The organism is Streptomyces sp. ATexAB-D23, from assembly GCF_000373645.1.
Lineage (GTDB): Bacteria > Actinomycetota > Actinomycetes > Streptomycetales > Streptomycetaceae > Streptomyces > Streptomyces castrisilvae.
Genome location: NZ_KB892019.1, coordinates 57,064 through 75,615, shown reverse-complemented (window position 1 = coordinate 75,615; position 18,552 = coordinate 57,064). Strand labels below are relative to the sequence as shown.

Genomic DNA, 18,552 nt, shown 5'->3' with positions numbered 1-18,552 from the left:
AGCGTGTCGCATGCCTGGGCCCGGCCACCGGAGCCGCCGTCGGACCGGTGCCCAGGCACGCGACACCCGAGTGAACCCAGCGGGGACCCGGCCCGGCTAGGGCCGTTCGGCCCCGGGCCGTTCGGCCCTTCCGCCGGGCGGCGGCACACGGTGTACTCGGGCGGCAGGCGGGCAGACCGAGGAAGACGAGGCCGCACCATGAGCCACATACGGCATCAGTCGTCCCGGACGTCCGCGCGGGCGGCGGAGCCCGCGCCCCCTCTGGTACCGGATCCCGGCGCGCCCCGGCGCAGGGTCGAGCTGACGGCCGGTCAGGCACTCGCGCTGCTCGGCGGTGCGCCCCTCGGACGGATCGTCTTCACCCGGCGGGCGCTGCCCGCGATCCGCCCGGTGAACCACCTGCTGGACGGCGGCCGGATCGTCATCCGGACCCACCACGAATCGGACCTCTTCCGCCAGGTCCGCCGGCACGGCGACGCGGGGGTCGTCGTCGCCTACCAGGCCGACGACATCGATCCGCTGACCCATCTGGGCTGGAGCGTCGTCGCCACGGGGTACTGCCGTCCCGTCACCGAACCGGAGGCCCTGCTGCGGTACCGGCGGCTGATCAGACCCTGGCCGGACCGGCCGGTGGAGGCCGCGGTACGCATCAGCCCCGACCTGGTCAGCGGGGTCCGGCTGACCGGCTGACCGGAGGCGGCTCCGTGGCCCGCGGCGGCCGGCCGCCCCCGCGCCCCGCGGCGAGCGCGCCCAGGGTCAGCAGGAACTGCGCGGCCACATAGGTGAGCATCACCCAGAAGCCGTGGCCCGGCAGCCGCGGCCAGTCAGCGACACCGGTCGCGATCAGCGCGTCGGAGAGCAGGAAGAGAGCCCCGCCGGTCGCCGCGTAGCGGCCGAGGACGCCGGCGCGGTAGGCCATGGCGGTCAGCAGCAGGCTGTAGCCCGCCATCGGCACCCGCAGCCCGCCCGGCAGCCCGTCCCAGAGCAGGGCCACGAAGACACTCAGTACGACGGCGTACCCGATCGCCGGCAGCAGCGCCCCGCGCGCCCGCCCGAACAGCACCAGGTAGCAGACGTGCCCGGCGGCGAATCCGGCCATCCCGACGAGGAAGGCGGGATCGGAGTCGGCGAGCAGGAACACGTCACCGGCCCAGCCGCACAGCAGCGCGGCGGTCAGCAGCCGGGGTCCGCCCCGCGCGACGGCGTACCCGGCGAGCAGCGGCATCAGGAGCGGCTTGGCCACCAGGTGGAGGGCGTCGGGGCCGGTGAGTACGCCGACGAGGTCGGCGGCGCAGGCGATGAGGAAGGCGATGAGCAGGGGCCGTGCGTACCGTTCGCGCCGCTCGGGCGCGGGGCCGTCGCTCATCCGGTGCGCTCCGGTGCCGGAGCGGCGACGGGTGCGGCGGACGCGGGCACGGTGGGCGCTCCGGCCGGCTGCCAGCCCGGTCCGCGGAAGACCCGCCCGGCCCGCTCGCCCCAGCTGCCCGCCGCGCGCACGTCACGGGCGATGGCGGCGTACTCGTGGGTGGCGACCCGCAGCGGGTTGTACGTCTCGATGTTCTTGGTGAGCCCGTACACCGGCCGTACCGTCTCCGAGGCGAACGAACCGAACCACCGGTCCCACACGATGAGGATGCCGCCGAAGTTGCGGTCGAGGTAGCCGCCCTGCGAGGCGTGGTGCACCCGGTGGTGGGACGGCGTGTTCAGCACGTACTCGAAGGGCCGGGGCAGCTTCCCGACGCGCTCGGTGTGCACCCAGAACTGGTACACGAGATTGGCCGACGAGCAGAACGCGAGCGCCGCCGGGTGCACCCCGCACGCGATGAGCGGCAGGTAGAACGGCCAGGAGGTCAGCGAGGTCCAGGGCTGGCGCAGCGCGGTGGAGAGGTTGAACTTCCGGCTGGAGTGGTGGACCACGTGGCACGCCCACAGGATGCGGATGACGTGGTGGCCGCGGTGGGACCAGTAGTAGAAGAAGTCCTGCGCGAGCAGCATCAGCAGGACGGTCCACCACAGGACCGGAACGCGCAGTGGCGTCAGCTCGTACACGGCGGTGTAGACGGCGACGATGGGTACTTTCCACATCAGGTCGAAGACCAGGCTGCCCAGCCCCATGGTGATGCTGGTGGCGGCGTCCTTCGCCTCGTACCCGGCGGCCTCCTCGTCCGGGTGGAAGTGGTGCAGCGCCATTTCCAGGACGGTGAGCAGCACGAAGGCCGGTATGGACCAGAGCACTACGTCGGGCAGGTTCGTCGGCATACCTGCACCGTAGAGCGGGGTCCGGCCGGGTGCTAGACGTTGTTACCAACAAGTATGTGAGACGTGGTGTCAGCGGTCTTTGGTGAGTTCCGACAGCGGGTGCGCCGCACGGCCGCGCGCCGTCAGACCCCGGCCGCCCCCAGCAGGTGCCCCGCCAGGTACGTCACGGCCATGGCCACCGCTCCCCCGCCCATGTTCCGCAGCACCGCGGGCCCTGCCGCCGCCTCGCCCAGCCGGGCGCTCCACCAGCCGGTCACGGCCAGCACCGCGAGGACCGACAGCACGGTCACCGGCACCCGCAGGGAGGAGGGCGGCAGCACGATGGCCAGCAGGGGCAGCAGTGCTCCCACCGTGAAGGCGAGGAAACTGGCGCCCGCCGCGTGCCACGGGTTGGTGAGGTCGTCCGGGTCGATGCCCAGTTCGACCTCCGCGTGGGCGCGCAGCGCGTCGCGCTCGGTGAGCTGGACCGCGGCCTCGCGGGCGACCTCGCGGCTGAGCCCCTTGCCCTCCAGCAGCCCTGTCAGCTCGGCGAGTTCCGCCTCCGGTGTCTCCTGGAGCTCGCGCTTCTCGGTCGCCAGCGCCGCCTTCTCCGAGTCGCGCTGGGTGGAGACCGACACGTATTCGCCCGCCGCCATCGACAGGGACCCGGCCAGCAGCCCGGCCAGCCCCGCCGTGAGCAGGGCGCCCCGGTCGTCGGTCGCGCCTGCGACGCCCACGACGAGCCCGGCGGTGGAGACCACACCGTCGTTCGCCCCGAGCACGGCGGCCCGCAGCCAGTTCAGCCGGGCCCCCAGACCGGTTCCGTGGGGTTCGTCGTGCGCCGGGGTTCGCGTCATCCCGGGATGGTCTCACCCCGCGGCGCCGCCGGACGCGTACGGCCCGGGTGACGGTCCGCCAGGGACCGGGGCGGCAGCCGAATAGGGGACTGTCGGTCGTGGCCCGTATTCTCTGTGACCATGCTCGACGACCCGCAGACCGCAGCACCATGGCCGGCCGCCTACCCGCAGGGGTACGCGGTCGTCGACGTGGAGACCACCGGGCTCGCCCGGGACGACCGGATAGTGTCCGCGGCCGTCTACCGCCTGGACGCGCGGGGCGATGTCGAGGACCACTGGTACACACTCGTCAATCCGGAGCGCGATCCCGGGCCGGTCTGGATCCACGGGCTGACGAGCGAGGTGCTGGAGGGCGCCCCGCTCTTCCCCGAGGTCGCCGCCGAGTTGTCGGAGCGGCTCGCGGACCGGGTGCTCGTCGCGCACAACGCCGCGTTCGACTGGTCGATGCTGGCGCGGGAGTACGCGCGGGCGTCGGTGACCGCGCCGGTGCGGCAGCGACTGTGCACCATCGCGCTCGCCAAGGAGCTGCGGCTGCCGCTGGCCAACCACAAGCTGGCGTCGCTGGCCGAGCACTTCGGGGTCGTGCAGCAGCACGCGCACCACGCGCTGGACGACGCCCGGGTGCTGGCCGAGGCGTTCCGCCCGAGCCTGCACGCGGCGGCGCGGGGCGGGGTGCGGCTGCCACTGCTGGAGTGCCGTCCGCTGACCGAGTGGTCCCACTCACCGGTGACCCCGCGGACCGGCTCCTCCTCGTACGGGGGACAGAACAGCTGGCGGCCCTCGCGCAAGCGCCCGGCCTGCCCGTATCCGAATCCGGGGCGGTACGAGAAGGACAAACCGCTCATGCAGGGCATGCGGGTGGCGTTCTCCGGGGACACCTCGGTCGACCGCGAACTGCTGGAGGACCGGGCCGTGGAGGCCGGGCTGCATGTGGCGACCAGCGTGTCCCGGCTGACCAGCCTGCTCGTCACCAACGACCCGGACTCGGCGACGTCGAAGACGGTGAAGGCCAAGTCGTTCGGCACGCCGATCCTGGACGAGAGCGCCTTCACCCATCTCCTGCGGGATGTCGCCCCGGCCGTCGCGAAGGTGCCGGCGCCGACGCCGTCATCGGAGTGAACCGGGGGCGACTCGCCCGCCCTCCGCTCGCCCGCCGCCGCCCTCGCGTCCCACCCTGTGGCGCATGGCACGTTGTGAGGTCTGCGGAAACGATTACGGGATGTCCTTCGAGGTGCACGCGCAGGGCGCGGTGCACGTCTTCGACTGCTTCGCCTGCGCCATCCACCGCATGGCGCCCATCTGCGAGCACTGCCGGGTCCAGGTCATCGGCCAGGGCGTCGAGGTCGACGGGCACTGGTTCTGCGGCGGGCACTGCGCCCGCGCGGAGGGGAAGGTGGGCATCGTCGACAAGGTCTGAGATCAACCGGTGCCCGCCCCTTCGGCCACCCCCTGCGCGATGCGCCCCACGACCGGTTGTACCGTCGTGGGGTGTACCGCTTCCTGATGACCCGGCAGTGGCTGATCCTCGCCCTCCTCTCCCTCGTCCTCATTCCCACGATGGTCGAGCTGGGTTTCTGGCAGCTGCACCGGCATGAGCACAAGGTCGCGCAGAACGCCCTGATCTCGCGCAACCTGAAGGCGGCCCCGGTTCCCGTCTCCGCGCTCACCTCCCCCGGCCACACCGTTCCGCGCTCCGACTACTGGCGCGCGGTGACGGCCACCGGGACGTACGACGAGAAGCACGAGGTCGTCGTACGCCGCCGGACGGCGACCGACGGAAGCATCGGCGTCCATGTGCTGGTCCCGTTCGACCTCAAGGGCGGCGGCACGGTCCTGGTCAACCGCGGCTGGGTCCCCTCCGCCGCCGACCAGCACGCCTTCCCCGACGTACCGCCGGTACCCAAGGGCGAGGTGACCGTCACCGGGCGGCTGAAGGCCGACGAGACGACCGGCGCCAGCGGCATCAAGGACATCTCGGATCTCCCGGACCGCCAGGTGATGCTGATCAACAGCGCCCAGCAGGCCGAGCTGCTCTCCCGCCCGGTGCTCGGCGGCTACATCGAGCAGACCGGTCCGGCGCCGGAGAACAACTCCCCCGAGCTGATCGAGGCCCCCGACGACAGCTCCATCGGCCCGCACATGGCGTACGCCGTGCAGTGGTGGCTGTTCGCCGCCGGGGTCCCGGTCGGCTTCGTGGTGCTGGCCCGGCGCGAGAAGCGCGACCGGGTCGCGGCGGCCGCCACCGCTGCCGCCGCGGCCGAGGACGCGACACCGGAGCCCGAGCCCGCGCAGGCGTGACGCCGGGCCCGCGGGGGTGACTCCCGCCTCTCCTCACCGGCTGCCTGCTTAACGGGGGCCAGGTTCGGGAAGACGCCAGAACGTGACCCCACGCATCGAGGACTACGCCCTCATCGGCGATCTCCAGACGGCCGCCCTGGTCGGAAAAAACGGTTCTGTCGACTGGCTGTGCCTGCCCCGCTTCGACTCGGGCGCCTGCTTCGCCGCCCTGCTCGGCGACGAGGAGAACGGCCACTGGCGGATCGCCCCCAAGGGCGCGGACACCTGCACCCGGCGTGCCTACGCGGGCGAATCCCTCGTCCTGGAGACGTACTGGGAGACGCGCACCGGCACCGTCAAGGTCATCGACTTCATGCCGCAGCGCGACAAGGAGCCGGACGTGATGCGGATCGTCGAGGGGGTCAGCGGCACCGTCGACATGTCCTCGGTGATCCGGCTCCGCTTCGACTTCGGCTCCATCGTGCCGTGGATGCGCCGCTCGGACGGCCACCGGGTGGCGGTCGCGGGGCCGGACTCCGCCTGGCTGCGCAGCGAACCGCCGGTCAAGACGTGGGGCCAGCAGTTCTCGACCTGCTCCTCGTTCCGCGTCTCGGCGGGCGAGCGGGTGGCCTTCGTGCTGACCTGGCACCCCTCGCACTCGCCCCGCCCCAAGCTCGTCGACCCGTACGAGGCGCTGGAGAACACCCTGTCCGACTGGGCCGAGTGGTCGGCCCGCTGCAAGTACCAGGGGCCCTACCGGGACGCCGTGATCCGGTCGCTGATCACCCTGAAGGCGCTCACCTTCGGCCCGACCGGCGGCATCGTGGCGGCCCCCACCACCTCGCTGCCCGAGGAGATCGGCGGCGTACGGAACTGGGACTACCGCTTCTGCTGGCTGCGCGACTCCACCCTCACCCTCGGCGCGCTGATCTCGGCCGGCTACCTGGAGGAGGCCGCCGCCTGGCGCGACTGGCTGCTGCGCGCGGTCGCCGGCGACCCGGCCGACCTCCAGATCATGTACGGCCTGGCCGGGGAGCGCAGACTGCCCGAGTCCGAGCTGCCGTGGCTGCGCGGCTACGAGAACTCCGCCCCGGTCCGGATCGGCAACGCGGCGGTGCGTCAGCGCCAGCTCGACGTGTACGGGGAGGTCATCGACTCGCTCCGGCTGGCCCGGGACGCGGGTCTCGACGACAAACCGCACGCCTGGAGCCTCCAGCTCAGCCTGCTCGGGTTCCTGGAGTCCACCTGGCGCGAGCCGGACGAGGGGCTGTGGGAGATCCGCGGCCGGCGCCGCCACTTCGTGCACTCCAAGGTGATGGCCTGGGTCGCCGCCGACCGCGCGGTGCGCAGCCTGGAGGAGGACCCCACGCTCTCCGGTGACGCCGACCGCTGGCGGGCGATGCGGGACGCCGTGCACCGGGAGGTGTGCGAGAAGGGCTACGACCCGGTGCGCAACACCTTCACCCAGTCGTACGGCTCCCGGGAACTGGACGCGGCGACGCTCCTGATCGCCAGAACCGGGTTCCTGCCGCCGGACGACCCGCGCGTGGTCGGAACGGTGGACGCCGTACGCGACGAGCTGGGCAGCGACGGCCTGCTGCGCCGCTACAGCACCGACGGCACCTCGATCGACGGGCTGCCGGGCGGCGAGGGCGCGTTCCTGGCCTGCTCGTTCTGGCTGGCGGACGCGCTGCGGATGACCGGGCGCACCGACGAGGCCACCGCACTCTTCGAACGGCTGCTGGCCCTGCGCAACGACGTGGGCCTGCTCGCCGAGGAGTACGACACCGCGGCCGGGCGCCAGCTGGGCAACTTCCCGCAGGCCTTCAGCCACATCGGCCTGGTCGGCACGGCGGTGGCGCTGGCCGAACAGGCGCAGCCCGCCGAAGCGCGGGCCGCCGAGGACGACGCCGGGGGCGGCACGGCAGGATAGGGCCATGGATCTTGGACTGAAGGACCGTGTGTACATCGTCACCGGAGCGACGCGCGGCCTCGGCTACGCCACCGCCCGCGCCCTGGTGGCCGACGGCGCGAAGGTGATCATCACCGGCCGGGACGCGCGGCGCGCCGAGGCGGCCGCCGCCGAGCTGGGCCCGTCCGCCGTCGGACTCGCCGCCGACAACGCCGACCCGGCGTCGGCCGAGCGGCTGGTGGCGGCCGCGCGGGAGGGGCTCGGCCGGCTCGACGGCATCCTCATCAGCGTCGGCGGGCCGCCGCCCGGCGGCATCGCGGACAACACCGACGAGCAGTGGCAGTCCGCCTTCGACTCGGTCTTCCTCGGCGCGGTACGGCTGGCCAGGTCGGCGGCGGCGGCGCTCGGCGAGGGCGGTGTCATCGGCTTCGTGCTCTCCGGCTCCGTCCACGAGCCGATCGGCGGGCTGACCATCTCCAACGGGCTGCGCCCCGGTCTGGCCGGGGTCGCCAAGTCGATGGCCGACGAGCTCGGCCCGCGCGGCATCCGGGTGGTGGGGCTGCTGCCGGCCCGGATCGACACGGACCGGGTGCGGGAGCTGGACGCGCTCTCGGGCGACGCGGAGGCCTCGCGTACCGCCAACGAGGCGCGCATCCCGCTGCGCCGCTACGGCACCACCGAGGAGTTCGGCCGCACCGCGGCCTTCCTGCTCTCCCCCGCCGCCTCGTATCTGACGGGCATCATGGTGCCGGTCGACGGCGGGTACCGGCACGGCTTCTGAGCCCGCGCGCTGCGGCGCGGGCGCCGCAGCCGGGAGCCCGCGCCGCCGCACCGTCCGTCAGGTGACCCGTTCGGCCCGGTGCTTGACGGCCTTCAGCCGCACCTCGGCGGGCAGCCGCTCAAGGCCCGCGGAGTTCCGGGCGTGGGCCAGTGCCTCGTCGCTCAGCCGGTCCAGGGTCTCGTCCGGCGCGGCGTGCGGCTCCATCAGCAGCCGGACCCTCGCGGCCGGGGTGCTGCGCTTGCCGGTCAGCGTGACATTGGCGCGGGACACCCCGTCCAGGGCGCCCGTCTCCGCGGCGAGCACGCCCTCCAGGGCCCGGCCGCGCAGCAGGGCGCCTTCGCCGTCGCCGCTGTCCACCAGCACCTCGGACAGCCGGGAGCGGCGCAGCTGGGCCAGCAGCCACCACAGGGCGAGGACCACGAGGACGGCGAGGACCGCGATCACCGTCGGCCACCACCAGCCCTCGGAGCGCCAGCGGTCCCGGTCCGCTTCGCTGAGCAGCACATCGTGTTTGCCGTACCAGGGCCACCAGGACGGTACGGACAGACCGGTCGCGGCGGCCAGGACGCCGCCGCCGACACAGATCAGTACCAGCCCGGCAAGGCCCAGCAGCACCCGGTTGACGGTCCTCAGCACGCCGTTCACCCCTTCTTCGCCGGCCGGCGGACATGGACCGACAGGCTCGGCTGCCTGGCGAGTCCCAGCTCTCCGATGCCCGTGGAGAGCGCGTTGTCCAGATCGGCCCGTACGTCGTCGAGTTCACGGAAGTGCGACACGGCGCGCACCCCCACCTTGCCGCGGCCCATCCGGACCCGGACCGACTGCACACCCGCGACCTCGACGGCCCGGTCCCGCAGGACCATGGCGGCCGCCGTCCGGTCGAGCGCGGCGCGCACGTCGGGCTGTTCACGGCGCATCGGAAGCAGGTCGCGCAGCCCGGGGGTCAGCGCGAGGAACAGCAGCCAGAGGCCGAGGGCCGCGGCGACGGACGCGCCGGTCAGCACCCAGACGTCGTCGAGCCGCCGATGGGCGAGTTCGTCGGCCAGCGAGCGGCGCCACTGCATCGCCGGATGGCCGGCGCGGACCGCCGACACGTCGTAGAGGAGCAGACCGCAGGCGCCGAGGGTCACCAGGGCGACGATGCCCGCCGGGATGCGGCGGCCCGACCAGAAGCGGCCGGCGTGGCCTCCGGTGCGTTCCTTGCCGGGCGCGGGGTCGTACGCCGCGGACGAGGCGGACTGGTCGAGTGCGAGGACGTCGCCGTGTTCCACCGCGCCGTCGGGGGACGGGCGCCGCGTGCCGTCGTCCGGGTCATGGGGCTCGGTCATCGGATCCTCCCCTGTGCCGCGAGGCTCGCTCCTGAGGGGTGCAGGCGTTCGACCTGTACGGCCACTTCGGGCACCTCCATCCCCGCCAACGCCTTTACCCGCTCGGTGACCCGCCGACGCACGGCACCGCACTGCCGGCCGATGTCGCCGGGGTATCCCAGCTCCAGACTCACCCGTACGCGGGCGGTGTCACGGTGCACGGTGACCGTGGCGCGCGGCGTCGCCGCGTCATCGGGCGGCGTGTCGACCGCCTCCTTCGCCGCCTGCGCGGCGATCTTCGCGACCACCCGGTCGGCGATCCGTGTCTCTCCCCGTTGCCCCGCCTCGACCGGGCCGCTCGCCCCCGACAACGCCGTCACCGCCGTCGGTCGCCGCGCTCGCGACTCCGGAAGAAGTCGCCGGGTTCCAGGTCACCGTCGAGGAACCGGCCGGCGATGAAGCCGATCGCCCCGAGGGCCGCCACCAACAGGAAGGCTCCGAACCCGCCGAAGTACCCGGCGAACCCGAGCGCCATGCCGGCCAACAGGCCGACCACAGCCATGCTCATCGTGTGCTCCTCAACTGCTGTGGGCGCATGGGCTACTGGACGCGCGACTCGGAATCGTCGTCATCGTCGTCCTCGTCGGGCAGCTTCACGTCGCTGACCGCGATGTTCACCTCGACGACCTCAAGGCCCGTCATGCGCTCGACGGCCGAGATCACGTTCTCCCGTACATCGCGGGCGACATCGGCGATCGACACGCCGTAGTCCACGACGATCTCCAGGTCCAGGGCGGTCTGGGACTCGCCGACCTCGGCCTTGACCCCGCGGGTGACCGACTTGGTGCCGCCGGGGACCCGGTCGCGGACCGCGCCGAAGGTCCGGGACAGGCCGCTGCCCATCGCGTGCACCCCGAAGACGTCACGGGCCGCCATTCCGGCGATCTTCTCGACGACTCCGTCGGCGATCGTGGTACGGCCGCGGCCGCCGGGGTCCCCTCCACCACGCTTGGTCAGGCTGCTGCCGCCGGAACCGTTGTTGTCGGGGTTCTCGGGCCGGTTCCGCTGTGGGGTCTCGGTCATCGCCGTTCTTCCCTTCGGAGGAGGTTTGACTTCCTTGCACACATTAAGTGCGCTTGCCCCGACTCGCGCCGTGGATGCGGCAGTCTGGTGGCCATGACGACGGCTGACAGCCCGAACAGGGCCCATGCGTGGACGGCTGCGGTACGGCAACGGCTCTCTCTGGGCCGGCTGCTCCCTCTGGGCGGTCCGGCGGACGGCGCCTGGATCTCGGAGCGGGCCGCCGCCGCGGTGCTGCGGCAGGCGGTGAGCGGTCCGGCGCCCGGACCGGTCATCGGTGAGCTGCGGATCTCCGTGGCCGACCCGGAATCGGCGCCCGCCGCCCAGGTGCCCCCACCCCCGAGCGCGCTGCCGCCGGGTCCTCTACGAATCGAGGCGACGATGACCGCGACGGCCGACCAGCCCCTGCCCGCAGCCGCCGACGCACTGCGCGCGGCCCTTCTCTCGGCTGCCGCGCGGCGGCTCGGTCTGGTGGTCGCCGAGGTGGACCTGCGGGTGACCGGCCTGCTCGACGCCTCGGCCGAACGGGTCGAACCGGAGCCCGTGGAGGTGCGCCCGGCGCCTGCGGAAGACGCGGCGGGGCGTGCGGCCGAAGGGGTGAGCGGTGTGGCGGCGTTGACCGGTGTGCTGGGCGACGCGGTGCACACGGGTGCGGATCAGGTACGGGTCGAGCTGGCGACGCAGAGCGGTCACCGGGCGCTCGACGTGGCGCTGGCGGTACGGGAGGCGGTGGCGGACGCGGTCGAGGGGCGCCCGCCGGTCGCGGTGCTGGTCACGGCGGTGACCGGGGAGGACCCGGCCGGCTGACGGAGGCGTACCGCGTCCGGCCGGCCGGTGCTCCCGGGACATGTCTCAGTCGAGGGCACCCGCCAGGTCGCGGAGCCGGCGGCCCTGCGCGGCCCGCTCGGCGGCGCGCTGCTCGTCGTACGTGCGCGAGACGGCCCCGCCCAGCAGCGCCTTGGTCTCGATGACGGCGTCGCGCGGGGCGGCCAGCAGGGCGCCGGCCAGGTCGCGGGCGGCGCCTTCGAGCTCGGCGGCGGGCACGACGAGGTTGGCCAGGCCGGTGCGCTCGGCCTCGGCGGCGTGGACGTAGCGGCCGGTGGCGCAGATTTCGAGCGCGCGCGCGTAGCCCACGAGGTGGACGAGGGGGTGCGTGCCGGTGAGGTCGGGCACCAGCCCGAGGCTCGTCTCGCGCATGGCGAACTGCACGTCGTCGGCGACGATGCGCAGGTCGCAGGAGAGGGCGAGCTGGAAGCCCGCGCCGATGGCGTGGCCCTGGACGGCCGCGATCGACACGAGGTCGTTGCGGCGCCACCAGGTGAACGCCTCCTGGTACCCGGCGATCAGCGCGTCGAGCTCGGCCTCCGGGCCGCGCCCCATGTCGAGGAAGGACGGCTCGCCGTCGAATCCCTCGGGGGTGAACGCCTGGCGGTCGAGCCCGGCGGAGAACGACACGCCTTCGCCGCGCAGCACGACGACCCGCACACTGCCGGGCAGGGCCCGTCCGGCCTCGGTCAACGCCCGCCACAGAGCGGGGGACTGAGCGTTGCGCTTGGCCGGGTTGGTGAGGGTCACCGTGGCTATCGCGTCATCGACGGTGAGTCGTACGCCATCCTTGTCGAGCACGGAGTCGAGCGAGGTCATGGGGAGCCTCCGGATCGGGTGCAGTCAGCACGTGGAGCTAAGTGACTGAACAGTAACCACCTGATCGACCATACGGTCGACCGGGTGGCGGCACCCGGAACCGGTGAGCCCCCGGAGCCGTCCTGGGACGCACCCCGGACCGCGGCCGGCCGTCAGGCCGTCGCGGCCTTCTTGCCTCGTGTAGCGCCGCCGCGTCCGCGCAGCGTCACTCCGGACTCGCTGAGCATCCGGTGGACGAATCCGTAGGAGCGGCCCGTTTCCTCGGCCAGCGCCCGGATGCTCGCACCGGAGTCGTACTTCTTCTTCAGGTCTGCCGCGAGCTTGTCGCGCGCGGCGCCGGTCACCCGGCTGCCCTTCTTCAGAGTCTCGGCCACCCGTGCCTCCTCATGGGAAGTGCGCTCTGGACTCTCATGATCACCCCTCGGGCGCTTCCTGGCCACCCATTCGGCAAGGTCTCTGCGACCGGATTCACGCCCCGGCAGCGCGCCGGAGCGACCGGAATCCAGAATTCCACCGGGCCGCGGAAGCCCTCCTGGGCGCCGCTCCGAAGGAACGTCCAGGTCAGGGGCCGCAAGGGAAGGACCGCCGAAATGACTGCGCCCGGCAGCTATCTGCCGGGCGCCGCGCCGAGGTACGAGACGTACTCACGCAGATGATGGATCACGTGTAGGCCGAATGATCCAGTGCGGGGGATCAGGCCAGTGCGACCAGGTCCCGGTAGTCCGCACCCCACAGGTCCTCGATCCCGTCCGGGAGCAGGATGATCCGCTCGGGCTGGAGGGCCTCGACGGCTCCCTCGTCGTGCGTGACGAGGACGACCGCGCCCTTGTACGTGCGCAGCGCGCCGAGGATCTCCTCGCGGCTGGCCGGGTCGAGGTTGTTGGTGGGCTCGTCGAGCAGGAGGACGTTGGCCGACGAGACCACCAGGGTCGCCAGGGCCAGCCGGGTCTTCTCACCGCCGGAGAGCACGCCGGCGGGCTTGTCCACGTCGTCACCGGAGAAGAGGAACGAGCCGAGCGTCTTGCGGACCGCGACCAGGTCGAGGTCGGGCGCGGCGGAGCGCATGTTCTCCAGGACGGTGCGGTCGGGGTCCAGGGTCTCGTGCTCCTGGGCGTAGTAGCCGAGCTTGAGCCCGTGGCCCTGGATGATCCGGCCGGTGTTGGGCTGTTCGGCGCCGCCGAGGAGCCGGAGCAGGGTCGTCTTGCCGGCGCCGTTGAGGCCGAGGATGACGACGCGGGAGCCCTTGTCGATCGCGAGGTCGACGTCGGTGAAGATCTCCAGCGACCCGTAGGACTTGGACAGGCCCTCCGCCATCAGGGGCGTCTTGCCGCACGGCGAGGGGTCGGGGAAGCGCAGCTTGGCGACCTTGTCGGCGACCCGGACGCTCTCCAGGCCGGACAGCAGCCGGTCGGCGCGCTTGGCCATGTTCTGCGCGGCGACGGTCTTGGTGGCCTTGGCGCGCATCTTGTCGGCCTGCGCGTTGAGGGTCGCGGCCTTCTTCTCGGCGTTCTGCCGCTCGCGCTTGCGGCGCTTCTCATCGGCCTCGCGCTGCTGCTGGTAGAGCTTCCAGCCCATGTTGTAGACGTCGATCTGCGAGCGGTTGGCGTCGAGGTAGAAGACCTTGTTGACGACCGTCTCGACCAGTTCTTCGTCGTGGGAGATCACGATGAAGCCGCCGCGGTAGTTCCTGAGGTAGTCGCGCAGCCAGACGATGGAGTCCGCGTCGAGGTGGTTGGTGGGCTCGTCCAGGAGCAGGGTGTCGGCGTCCGAGAAGAGGATGCGGGCCAGCTCCACGCGGCGGCGCTGACCGCCCGAGAGGGTGTGCAGCGGCTGGCCGAGCACACGGTCGGGCAGGCTGAGCGCGGCGGCGATGGTGGCGGCCTCGGCCTCGGCGGCGTACCCGCCCTTGGTGAGGAACTCCGTCTCCAGGCGCTCGTACTTCTTCATCGCCTTCTCGCGGGTGGCGCCCTTGCCGTTCGCCATCCGGTCCTCGTTCTCCCGCATCCTGCGCAGGATCTCGTCGAGGCCGCGGGCGGACAGGACCCGGTCCCTGGCCAGCACGTCGAGGTCGCCGGTGCGCGGGTCCTGCGGGAGGTAGCCGACCTCGCCGGAGCGGCTGATGGTGCCGGCGGCGGGGGTGCCCTCGCCCGCGAGGCACTTGGTGAGGGTGGTCTTGCCCGCCCCGTTGCGGCCGACGAGGCCGATGCGGTCGCCCTTGGCGATGCGGAAGGTGGCGGATTCGATGAGCAGGCGGGCGCCGACGCGCAGCTCGATGCCGGAAGCGGTGATCACGGGAAGAACTCCAGGGCGGAATGGACGGCGGAGGAACGGCTAGCGGTTCACGACTCGACGCCGTTACTCACGCACACGCACAAGGAGAATTGCCATGGGGACCAGTCTACTGGCGGTGTCCAACGACTTTTCCGCGTGCTCCGGGCGGCCGGGCCGCCCGACGCTCACCCCCGGGCCCCGGTGCCGGGGCGACGTTGTCAGTGCCCGGTGCCAGACTGAGATACAGATCACAACCGGGCGCTCCGGCGGCCCGGAGCACAGGCGTACGGAAAGGGGCCGATCACGATGGCGGACGCGGGAACAGGCGTGGCGACGGTGTATCCGACGATCCTCTACGACGACGCGAAGGCCGCGATCAGGACGCTGACCGAAGCCTTCGGCTTCACCGAGGAAGCGGTGTACGAGGGCGAGGACGGCTCGGTGGCGCACGCGGAGCTGTCCTGCGGCAACGGCAGGGTGATGCTGGGCTCGCGGGGCCGCGAGGGGGTCTTCGCCAAGGCGATGGCGGGAGCGGGCCCGGCCGGCGTCTACGTGGTGGTCGACGAGGTCGACGCACACCACGCGCGGGCCGTGGAGCACGGGGTGGAGATCCTGATGCCGCCCACCGACCAGGACTACGGCTCCCGGGACTACATGGCGCGCGACGCGGAGGGCAACGTGTGGAGCTTCGGGACGTACGCCCCGGGGGCGGCGGGCTGAGCCCGCCCCCGGGCCGGAGGGACGGGCGGCGCGGTCAGGCTCCCCCGGTGTGCACCTGGAACGCCGCTTTGCGGACCGCTTTGGCGAGCGCCGGGTCGGGGTGCGCCGCGGCCAGCGCGACGAGCACCTGGACGGTGCGCGGGTGGCCGACGGCCCGGACCTCGTCCAGCAGGGCAGGGACGGTGCCCTGCACGGCCGTGTCGAGGTGGCGCACCAGGAGCCCCGTCTCCCCGTGGTCGGCGACGGCCGCGGCGGTGTCGACCCAGAGCCAGGTGGCCTCCTCGCGGCTGAGGACCTCCTGCGCGTCCTCCGGGTCCGCTCCGTCGTACTCGGCGAGCCAGAGCAGGGCGTAGGGGCGCAGCGACGGGTCGGTGGCCACGGCCCGGACCTCGGGTTCGGCGGGGGCGCCGACGACGCGGAGCGCCTCGAAGGCGAGTCCGCGCAGCAGCGCGTCCTCGCCCCGTGCGACGCCGAGCAGTTCGGCGACGGCGCTGCCGACCGGGCGGGCGGCCAGCCAGGCCCGGTATTCGGCACGGGCGGGTCCGGGGGTGAGGCGGGCGCAGCCGAGCAGCATGTCGGCGGCGGCCTGCTCGATGTTGCCCGCGGGGCTCTGGGCGGCGACGCAGATCTGCTCCAGCTTGACCCAGACCGCCCAGTTGCCGAGCGGCGTCAGGGTGGCCTGCCCGGCGCCGAGCGTGAGCGCCCCGACGGCGGCCAGCCCTTCCAGGGCCCAGTCCAGCAGGAGGGCGACGAGCTCCGGGGAGTGGGCGGTGGGCGCGGGTTCGGCGGGGGCGGGCAGCGGCTGGGGGCCGTACGGCACCTCGCAGCGCTCCTCGTGGAGTTCCGCGACGCGCTGGCCGAGGAGGTCGAGCAGGGCGGGCACGGTGACCGGCCCCGCCGAGAGCTGGAGCAGCGAGAGCACCTGGGGCACGGCCTCGACGGCCTCGGCGACGGCGGTGGACTCGATGTCCCGGGGCGCGGGGTGGACGAGCGACCAGGCGTCGAAGAGGGCGACCCAGCCGCGGAGCACCGCGGAGTCGTCCCGGTCCCAGGCGCGCAGCCGCCAGCCGGGCCGTGCGGTGTCGCCGTGCAGTTCCACCAGGCCGGCCAGGCGGGCCCGGTCCCAGCCCGAGCGCACCTGGGCCGGGGACAGTTCCAGCGCGGCGGCCGCGTGCTCCAGGGCCTGGGCGGCCAGCGGCGGGCCGCCGGGTCCCGCCCCGTCGGCCGCCCAGCGGGCGATCCGCACGGCGTCGGCGAGGGCCTTCCTGGCCTGGCGGGCCAGTTCCGCCCGGGGCGGTGTGCCCTCGGGCGGGCGCGGCGCGGGCCTGGTGCGCCGGGTCGTCACGGCCTTGCGAGCGGTGGCGAGGGGTCGCGGGCGGACAAGTCGCAGCCTGGAGTCGCGCGGGGTACGGGACGTCACGGGGAGCAGTCTTGCCCCTGTCGGCCCGAAAGCCCAAACGGAACCCGGTGCACCGGTGTCCGCAGGCAGCGCGCTCCGGCCGGGACCAATCGGCCGAAGCGGCGCATCACCTCACATCAGGGGCGTGAGGAAGCGGCGCAAGGTCTCTTCGTAGTGGGCCGGGTCGGCGTTCCACATCGACGCATGCGGAGCCCCGGCCACGGTGTGCAGCGCGATCAGTTCGGGGCGGCGGGCGGCGAGCCGGCGGGAGTGCAGCCAGGGGGCCAGCGTGTCGTCGGGACCGTGGAAGATCAGCGTCGGGGTGTGCAGGGTCGCGGGCAGGGTGGTGTCCAGGAGCCTGGCCCCGTGCAGCCCGGTCTGTCCCTGGGCGGCGCGCACGGCGAGCGGCAGCAGGGCGGCGGGGACGCCGCGGGCTGAGGCCAGGCTGCGCAGGGTGGTGGCCCAGTCCAGCACCGGGGAGTCGAGGACGAGGCCGCAGATCCGGTCCCGGAGCGCGGAGCCGACGCAGGCGTGCAGGGCCATGGAGGCGCCGGTGGACCAACCGTGCAGGACGACCTGCTCGGCGCCGTTGCGGACGGCGAAGCGGATGGCGGCGTCCAGGTCGCGCCACTCGGACTCGCCGAGGTGGCCGCGGCCGTCCGGGGAGCGGGGCGCGCCCGGGTCGCCGCGGTGGGCGAGGTTGAGCACGGGCAGCTGCTGTCCGTGCAGGAAGCCCATGATGTTGAGGGGTTGTTCGCGGGTGGCGCCGATGCCGTGCACGATGATGACCCAGGTGGAGCGGGGGGCCGGTACGTACCAGGCGGGCAGTGCGCCGAGTTCGCCGGGGATCTCCACCTCGCGGAAGGCGAGGCCGAGCGCGGTCTCCGGGTCACCGGTGTAGACCTGGGGCGTCATGCGGACCTTGTCGCCGGGCGCCAGGATGCCGTGGTCGACGCGTTCCAGCCGGCGTACGACGGTGTCGGCGGCCTGGTGGGCGCGGTCGATCACGGGGCCGACGACGGCGTGGACGTCCTTGCCGGTCAGCCCGTAGACGCCGGGGCGCAGCGAGGTGAGCGACCGGGTCAGGGTGATCTGTCCGGCCGCTGTCGCGTGCACGGTGAGTTCACGGTCGGCGGGCAGGGGGCGTCCGGGCGGTGTCCTGAGGGCGCGGTCGCCGGCGAACCGGCCGACCGCGACCGCTGCCGCTCCGGCGCCGATGAGTGTGGTGACGGCCAGTGCCGTCGCTGTTACCGGGCGCACGCCATCAGTCTCGGGGCCGGGGCGGCACGATGCCAGTGGACAGGGCCGTCCGGTGGCCGGACGGGTGCGGACTCAACCCCGTCGGCGCTGCCCGTACCCCTTGAGCGCCTCCACCACCTCGTCCAGCTGGTCCGGTGTGAGCAGGGCCGGGGAGCGGCCGGGGACGGAGCCGGCGGTGAGCCAGACGCGGCAGAGCCATTCGAGCTGGGCGGTGCGGTCGTACGCCTCGTCGAGTGTGGCGCCGTAGGTGACCGTGCCGTGGTTGGCGAGCAGGCAGCCGGTGCGGTCGCGCAGGGCGGTGAGCATGTTCTCGGCCAGTTCGGCGGTGCCGTATCTGGCGTAGGGCGCGACCCGGACGGTGCCGCCGAGGACGGCCGCGGCGTAGTGGACGGTGGGGACCTCGGTGACGAGTGTGGAGACGGCGGTGGCGTGCACCGCGTGGGTGTGCACGACGGCGGTCGCCCCGGTGTTCCGGTAGACGGCGAGGTGGAGGGGGAGTTCGCTGGTGGGGGCAAGTTCGCCGAGTATCTGGTTGCCTTCCGGATCGACGCCGACCGCGTCCTCGGGGCGGAGCCGTTCGTAGGCCACTCCGCTGGGAGTGACGAGCACGGTGTCACCGACCCGCGCGGAGACGTTTCCGGAGGTCCCGACGACCAGCCCTTCGGCCGCCGTTCTGCGGGCCGTGGCGACGACCGCTTCCCATGCCTGCGCGATCGCGTCCCGGTCACTCATACGAAGATCCTTTCGATGGATGAGCGGCCCGCTCCGGATGGGGTCACCGCAACGCCCTGCTCAGTTCATCTTCC

At 73.0% G+C, this 18,552-nt stretch carries 22 protein-coding genes; 8 read left to right on the top strand and 14 right to left on the bottom strand.

Annotated features, from left to right (window positions below; translation table 11 throughout):
• Nucleotides 1-198 precede the first annotated feature (198 nt).
• Entirely contained in the window at nt 199-690 is a 492-nt protein-coding gene (locus B082_RS0118705) for a pyridoxamine 5'-phosphate oxidase family protein (protein WP_018553348.1), read from the top strand.
• Here B082_RS0118705 and B082_RS36285 read toward each other — a convergent pair.
• The 3 genes from B082_RS36285 to B082_RS0118690 all read right to left on the bottom strand — a co-directional run bounded on the left by B082_RS36285 (nt 665) and on the right by B082_RS0118690 (nt 3,095).
• Entirely contained in the window at nt 665-1,366 is a 702-nt protein-coding gene (locus tag B082_RS36285) for a lysoplasmalogenase (protein ID WP_018553347.1), read from the bottom strand. The two genes, B082_RS0118705 and B082_RS36285, sit on opposite strands and share 26 nt — an antisense overlap.
• Nucleotides 1,363-2,259, bottom strand: coding sequence for a sterol desaturase family protein (locus B082_RS0118695; protein WP_018553346.1), 897 nt, complete (start codon nt 2,257-2,259; stop codon nt 1,363-1,365). Before B082_RS0118695 ends, B082_RS36285 begins: the two co-directional genes overlap by 4 nt.
• 122 nt (nt 2,260-2,381) lie before the next feature.
• Nucleotides 2,382-3,095 carry a VIT1/CCC1 transporter family protein gene (locus B082_RS0118690; protein WP_018553345.1) on the bottom strand — a complete coding sequence of 238 codons (714 nt, stop codon included), beginning with the start codon at nt 3,093-3,095 and terminating at the stop codon, nt 2,382-2,384.
• A 114-nt stretch (nt 3,096-3,209) separates the two neighbouring features.
• On the opposite strand from B082_RS0118690, the gene B082_RS0118685 reads away from it, so the two are divergent.
• From B082_RS0118685 to B082_RS0118665, 5 genes are all read left to right on the top strand, one after another.
• On the top strand, nt 3,210-4,214 hold the full coding sequence (locus B082_RS0118685) for a DEDDh family exonuclease (RefSeq protein ID WP_026249934.1): 1,005 nt from the start codon (nt 3,210-3,212) through the stop codon (nt 4,212-4,214).
• 64 nt (nt 4,215-4,278) lie between these two features.
• Complete coding sequence (locus tag B082_RS0118680; RefSeq protein WP_026249933.1) at nt 4,279-4,512, top strand: hypothetical protein; 234 nt, start codon at nt 4,279-4,281, stop codon at nt 4,510-4,512.
• Between the two features lie 71 nt (nt 4,513-4,583).
• On the top strand, nt 4,584-5,393 hold the full coding sequence (locus B082_RS0118675; RefSeq protein WP_018553342.1) for an SURF1 family protein: 810 nt from the start codon (nt 4,584-4,586) through the stop codon (nt 5,391-5,393).
• Nucleotides 5,394-5,475: 82 nt separating this feature from the next.
• Nucleotides 5,476-7,305, top strand: a complete 1,830-nt coding sequence (locus B082_RS0118670) for a glycoside hydrolase family 15 protein (protein WP_018553341.1) — start codon at nt 5,476-5,478, stop codon at nt 7,303-7,305.
• Nucleotides 7,306-7,309: 4 nt separating this feature from the next.
• Entirely contained in the window at nt 7,310-8,065 is a 756-nt protein-coding gene (locus B082_RS0118665; protein ID WP_018553340.1) for an SDR family oxidoreductase, read from the top strand.
• A gap of 57 nt (nt 8,066-8,122) precedes the next feature.
• Here B082_RS0118665 and amaP read toward each other — a convergent pair whose 3' ends face one another.
• From amaP to B082_RS0118640, 5 genes are read right to left on the bottom strand one after another with little or no spacing between them, the layout of a single operon-like run.
• Entirely contained in the window at nt 8,123-8,710 is a 588-nt protein-coding gene (gene amaP, locus B082_RS0118660) for an alkaline shock response membrane anchor protein AmaP (RefSeq protein ID WP_018553339.1), read from the bottom strand.
• Nucleotides 8,707-9,393 (bottom strand): DUF6286 domain-containing protein, encoded by a 687-nt coding sequence (locus tag B082_RS0118655; protein ID WP_018553338.1) that lies wholly within the window; start codon nt 9,391-9,393, stop codon nt 8,707-8,709. Before B082_RS0118655 ends, amaP begins: the two co-directional genes overlap by 4 nt.
• The gene (locus B082_RS0118650) at nt 9,390-9,752 is read right to left on the bottom strand and encodes an Asp23/Gls24 family envelope stress response protein (RefSeq protein ID WP_018553337.1); all 363 of its coding nucleotides are present in this window, start codon (nt 9,750-9,752) and stop codon (nt 9,390-9,392) included. Before B082_RS0118650 ends, B082_RS0118655 begins: the two co-directional genes overlap by 4 nt.
• On the bottom strand, nt 9,749-9,940 hold the full coding sequence (locus B082_RS0118645) for a hypothetical protein (protein ID WP_018553336.1): 192 nt from the start codon (nt 9,938-9,940) through the stop codon (nt 9,749-9,751). The genes B082_RS0118650 and B082_RS0118645 overlap by 4 nt, the downstream gene beginning before the upstream one ends.
• Nucleotides 9,941-9,972: 32 nt before the next feature.
• Nucleotides 9,973-10,455 carry an Asp23/Gls24 family envelope stress response protein gene (locus tag B082_RS0118640; protein ID WP_018553335.1) on the bottom strand — a complete coding sequence of 161 codons (483 nt, stop codon included), beginning with the start codon at nt 10,453-10,455 and terminating at the stop codon, nt 9,973-9,975.
• A gap of 93 nt (nt 10,456-10,548) precedes the next feature.
• Here B082_RS0118640 and B082_RS0118635 point away from each other — a divergent pair, with 93 nt between their 5' ends.
• Nucleotides 10,549-11,259 (top strand): hypothetical protein, encoded by a 711-nt coding sequence (locus B082_RS0118635; protein WP_026249931.1) that lies wholly within the window; start codon nt 10,549-10,551, stop codon nt 11,257-11,259.
• Between the two features lie 45 nt (nt 11,260-11,304).
• On the opposite strand, the gene B082_RS0118630 is transcribed toward B082_RS0118635, so the two are convergent.
• The 3 genes from B082_RS0118630 to B082_RS0118620 form a co-directional block, all read right to left on the bottom strand.
• A complete protein-coding gene (locus B082_RS0118630) occupies nt 11,305-12,096 on the bottom strand; it encodes an enoyl-CoA hydratase/isomerase family protein (protein ID WP_018553333.1) in 792 nt (263 codons plus the stop codon).
• 152 nt (nt 12,097-12,248) lie between these two features.
• Complete coding sequence (locus B082_RS0118625) at nt 12,249-12,470, bottom strand: helix-turn-helix domain-containing protein (protein ID WP_018518904.1); 222 nt, start codon at nt 12,468-12,470, stop codon at nt 12,249-12,251.
• 319 nt (nt 12,471-12,789) lie between these two features.
• On the bottom strand, nt 12,790-14,388 hold the full coding sequence (locus B082_RS0118620; protein ID WP_018553332.1) for an ABC-F family ATP-binding cassette domain-containing protein: 1,599 nt from the start codon (nt 14,386-14,388) through the stop codon (nt 12,790-12,792).
• Between the two features lie 285 nt (nt 14,389-14,673).
• Here B082_RS0118620 and B082_RS0118615 point away from each other — a divergent pair, with 285 nt between their 5' ends.
• Nucleotides 14,674-15,087 carry a VOC family protein gene (locus B082_RS0118615; RefSeq protein ID WP_018553331.1) on the top strand — a complete coding sequence of 138 codons (414 nt, stop codon included), beginning with the start codon at nt 14,674-14,676 and terminating at the stop codon, nt 15,085-15,087.
• 34 nt (nt 15,088-15,121) lie between these two features.
• On the opposite strand, the gene B082_RS0118610 is transcribed toward B082_RS0118615, so the two are convergent.
• From B082_RS0118610 to B082_RS0118600, 3 genes are all read right to left on the bottom strand, one after another.
• On the bottom strand, nt 15,122-16,432 hold the full coding sequence (locus tag B082_RS0118610) for a hypothetical protein (RefSeq protein WP_018553330.1): 1,311 nt from the start codon (nt 16,430-16,432) through the stop codon (nt 15,122-15,124).
• Between the two features lie 186 nt (nt 16,433-16,618).
• Nucleotides 16,619-17,746 (bottom strand): alpha/beta hydrolase, encoded by a 1,128-nt coding sequence (locus B082_RS0118605; RefSeq protein WP_018553329.1) that lies wholly within the window; start codon nt 17,744-17,746, stop codon nt 16,619-16,621.
• Between the two features lie 72 nt (nt 17,747-17,818).
• On the bottom strand, nt 17,819-18,478 hold the full coding sequence (locus tag B082_RS0118600; RefSeq protein ID WP_018553328.1) for a class II aldolase/adducin family protein: 660 nt from the start codon (nt 18,476-18,478) through the stop codon (nt 17,819-17,821).
• Between the last annotated feature and the right edge of the window lie 74 nt (nt 18,479-18,552).

Bases quoted from the DNA above. Each gene is read 5' to 3' on its own strand.
- B082_RS0118615 (WP_018553331.1), top strand. From the start codon at position 14,674: ATGGCGGACGCGGGAACAGGCGTGGCGACGGTGTATCCGACGATCCTC.
- B082_RS0118695 (WP_018553346.1), bottom strand. From the start codon at position 2,259: ATGCCGACGAACCTGCCCGACGTAGTGCTCTGGTCCATACCGGCCTTC.
- B082_RS36285 (WP_018553347.1), bottom strand. From the start codon at position 1,366: ATGAGCGACGGCCCCGCGCCCGAGCGGCGCGAACGGTACGCACGGCCC.
- B082_RS0118635 (WP_026249931.1), top strand. From the start codon at position 10,549: ATGACGACGGCTGACAGCCCGAACAGGGCCCATGCGTGGACGGCTGCG.
- B082_RS0118640 (WP_018553335.1), bottom strand. From the start codon at position 10,455: ATGACCGAGACCCCACAGCGGAACCGGCCCGAGAACCCCGACAACAAC.
- B082_RS0118690 (WP_018553345.1), bottom strand. From the start codon at position 3,095: ATGACGCGAACCCCGGCGCACGACGAACCCCACGGAACCGGTCTGGGG.
- B082_RS0118665 (WP_018553340.1), top strand. From the start codon at position 7,310: ATGGATCTTGGACTGAAGGACCGTGTGTACATCGTCACCGGAGCGACG.
- B082_RS0118600 (WP_018553328.1), bottom strand. From the start codon at position 18,478: ATGAGTGACCGGGACGCGATCGCGCAGGCATGGGAAGCGGTCGTCGCC.
- B082_RS0118655 (WP_018553338.1), bottom strand. From the start codon at position 9,393: ATGACCGAGCCCCATGACCCGGACGACGGCACGCGGCGCCCGTCCCCC.
- B082_RS0118680 (WP_026249933.1), top strand. From the start codon at position 4,279: ATGGCACGTTGTGAGGTCTGCGGAAACGATTACGGGATGTCCTTCGAG.
- B082_RS0118645 (WP_018553336.1), bottom strand. From the start codon at position 9,940: ATGAGCATGGCTGTGGTCGGCCTGTTGGCCGGCATGGCGCTCGGGTTC.
- B082_RS0118705 (WP_018553348.1), top strand. From the start codon at position 199: ATGAGCCACATACGGCATCAGTCGTCCCGGACGTCCGCGCGGGCGGCG.
- B082_RS0118630 (WP_018553333.1), bottom strand. From the start codon at position 12,096: ATGACCTCGCTCGACTCCGTGCTCGACAAGGATGGCGTACGACTCACC.